Below are 3,444 nucleotides of genomic sequence, written 5' to 3'. Positions count from 1 at the left end.
GCAAAATTGAATGGGCAGAACACTAATTGGTGTAACCCTGCAAAATTTATAACGTATTAATAGGCCTTAAGGCCTGGAGGAAAACAAAATGGCGTATTCAGAAAAAGTAATGGAACATTATACCAACCCGCGCAATGTTGGTACTTTAAATAAAGATAGCAAATCAGTTGGTACAGGCCTTGTTGGCGCACCTGAATGTGGAGACGTTATGCGTCTGCAGATAGAGGTTGACGAAAACAATGTGATCACTGATGCTAAATTCAAGACATTTGGTTGCGGTTCTGCAATCGCATCTTCTTCTTTGGCTACAGAATGGCTGAAAGGAAAAACAGTAGACGAGGCTTTAACTATCGACAATATGGATATTGTTGAAGAGCTTGCTTTACCTCCCGTAAAAATCCACTGCTCAGTTTTAGCCGAAGATGCCATCAAATCTGCAATCAATGATTACAGAGTAAAAAATGGCATGGAGCCAATTGAACTGGCCAAATCCCATCACTAAGTTTTAATACAATGATCACAATCACTGATAAAGCAAAAAGCAAAATAGATCACCTGATGCAGGATTCTCATCTTGGATCTGATTATTTCCTGCGTGTTTCTGTAAAAGGAGGCGGATGCTCTGGTTTATCATATAATTTAGATTTTGATAACGAAGAGAAAACCGGTGATCAATTCTTTGAAGACAGAGGAATCAGGATCGCGCTGGATATGAAGTCATTCCTTTACCTTGCAGGTACTGAGCTTGATTTTACTGACGGACTGAACGGGAAAGGATTTAACTTCAATAACCCTAATGCAAGCCGTTCTTGCGGCTGCGGAGAGAGTTTCTCGGTTTAAGATACAATACTTATATTTGTGAAGGGCACCTAGGTGCCCTTTTTGCATTTTTAAATGTAAAAGTTTATCATTGCCGAATCAAGCTAAACAGCACATTATATGGTATCATTCAATGAGTTTTCTACTATCCCGAGTTTATTAAGAAACGTAGTAGAGAATATCCACAAGCCCTCGGAAACTTTTCTGATTCATAAAAAGAATACAGAATGGGAAGAAATATCTTACCAAAAGACCCTGGATTGTGCAGATGCCGTATCGGCTTTTTTTCTTTCGAAAGAAATCAAAAAGGGCGACCGGATGGGACTAATGATCGAAAATGGGCCGGAATACATGTATTACGACCAGGGCATCCAGCAAATCGGAGCAGTGAATGTTTCCATATATCCTACCCTCTCGGAACAGGAAGTAGAATATATTGTTAACGATTCAGGCATTAAAGCCATATTGATAGGCAATCCCTTTCTATTTAAAAAGATCCTAAAAATTTCAGAGAACTGCAGACAGCTCAAATACATTATTCCCTCCTTTCCTGAATACACCAAGATCAATATACCCCAAGGCTTAAAAGCGGAAGTCATTAGTTTTGACCAAATACTGCAGGTCCAAGAAGCCATCACCCCTGAACAAAAAATACAAATTACAACCATACGTCTTTCTTTAAGACCTTCTGATCTTTCCTCATTAATTTATACATCAGGAACCACGGGCACTCCAAAAGGCGTTATGTTGTCGCACGGAAACTTTGTCGAAAACGTCAAAGTTTGCCTCCAGCAAATCCCCGTAATTGATGAAACTGAAACTTTTCTCTCTTTCCTGCCCCTGTCTCACGTATTTGAAAGAACAGCCACCTACCATGTATGCTGTGCACAAGGTTGTAAAATTGCCTATGCTCAGAGCCTTGAACTACTGGCAAAAAACATGGCTGAAATCAGACCGACAGTGATGAGCTGCGTACCCAGGTTACTGGAGCGGATACATGACAAAGCCATCAAAAGCGGAACAGCAGAGGGAGGCCTCAAAGCAAAGATTTTTCTCTGGGCACTGGAAATCGGACAAAACTACCGCAGAAAAAAAGAATCAGGTAAGAATCCAGGTTTAATTCTCTCTGCAGAAAAAGCCATTGCCGAAAAACTGGTATTCAGTAAGATCAAAGAGAAAACAGGTGGCCGCTTAAAGTTTATGATTTCCGGAGGTGCTGCCCTCCCCAAAAATGTTGGTGAATTCTTCGGAAACCTGGGCATCAAAATCCTGGAAGGTTTTGGACTGACCGAAACTTCACCTGTTATGGCGGTCACAGAATACGACAGGCAAATTTATGGTACTGTAGGACGGATTATCCCAGGCATCGAAGTGGGCATACAGAATGTGGAAACCAAGGAAATGATCACCATTCAAACACACGAATCTTTTAAGGAGAATTTTGAATGCGAAGAGGGAGAAATTATTGTCAGAGGCCACTGTGTAATGCAGGGCTACTTCAATAAGCCAGCTGAAACTGCCGAAGCCATTGACAAAGATGATTGGTTCCATACCGGTGACGTTGGTCGTTTCTATAAAGGGAACCTTCAGATTACAGACCGGATTAAAAACATGATTGTAAATGCTTATGGTAAAAATGTTTATCCTACGCCGGTTGAAAACATTTACTTAAAAAGCCTGAAAATTGAACAACTCTTCTTAATCGGAGATAAACGGGAATACCTTACCGCTATTGTAATCCCTAACCGGGAGAATCTTCAAGAGGCATTCAAATTACCTGATTCTTTCTTTTTAAAACCGGAAGTCTTTATCGAAGAAAAAGAGATCATAGACTGGATCGGTCTGGACATTCGCAAATACGCTGCTGAACTTGCAAAATTTGAGCGCATCAAGAATTTTAAGGTTAAAAGGAATCCCTTCAGTATGGAGGAAGGTGAAATTACACCGACCATGAAACCGAAAAGAAAGGTGATTGAGAAAAAGTATGCAGACATCATCAATGAAATGTATACTGAAGCCGTCGATTCAGAATAACAATTCTCAGCCTTTATTTTATGTTTCTATTCCGAATGGAATTGGAAACATAATTCTTACTTTTGCATCTTTATAGAATTAATATACCAACAAGCTATACGGCAATGTGCCGGATATAAGACATATATGAGTACAGGACTATCAGAACAAGAATTGTTGCGTCGCAATTCGCTATCGCAATTACGCGAATTAGGAATTAATCCCTACCCTGCAGAAGCATTTGAAATCAATGCCAGTGCAGCAGATATTTTAGCCAACTACGAAAAGGATAAAACCGCATACAAGACCGTGAGCATTGCAGGCCGTATCATGGGTCGTAATATCATGGGAGCGGCATCTTTTGCAGAACTGCAAGACTCCACCGGCCGTATTCAGGTATATCTGAAAAGAGATGAACTTTGCCCGGGTGAAGATAAAACCCTTTACAATACTGTTTTCAAGAAACTGTTGGATATTGGTGATTTCATTGGCGTTAAAGGTTATGTTTTCACCACACAAACCGGAGAAATATCTGTACATGTTACCCAGTTCACTGTATTATCCAAGTCTTTACGCCCACTCCCTATTGTAAAACGTGACGATGATGGAAAT

General features: G+C 40.3%; 4 protein-coding genes. All 4 read left to right on the top strand.

The window, feature by feature from the left end:
* Positions 1-88 precede the first annotated feature (88 nt).
* Entirely contained in the window at positions 89-502 is a 414-nt protein-coding gene (gene iscU, locus VNZ46_RS03910) for a Fe-S cluster assembly scaffold IscU (protein WP_108554100.1), read from the top strand.
* Between the two features lie 11 nt (positions 503-513).
* The gene (locus VNZ46_RS03905; RefSeq protein ID WP_108554101.1) at positions 514-840 is read left to right on the top strand and encodes a HesB/IscA family protein; all 327 of its coding nucleotides are present in this window, start codon (positions 514-516) and stop codon (positions 838-840) included.
* Positions 841-939: 99 nt separating this feature from the next.
* Complete coding sequence (locus tag VNZ46_RS03900) at positions 940-2,853, top strand: long-chain fatty acid--CoA ligase (protein WP_325558794.1); 1,914 nt, start codon at positions 940-942, stop codon at positions 2,851-2,853.
* A 126-nt stretch (positions 2,854-2,979) separates the two neighbouring features.
* On the top strand, positions 2,980-3,444 hold a 465-nt coding region (locus VNZ46_RS03895), incomplete at its 3' end, for an OB-fold nucleic acid binding domain-containing protein (protein ID WP_325558793.1).

The sequence above is a fragment of the Pedobacter sp. genome (genome assembly GCF_035566355.1).
GTDB lineage: Bacteria > Bacteroidota > Bacteroidia > Sphingobacteriales > Sphingobacteriaceae > Pedobacter.
This window is presented reverse-complemented; position numbering and strand designations above follow the sequence as displayed.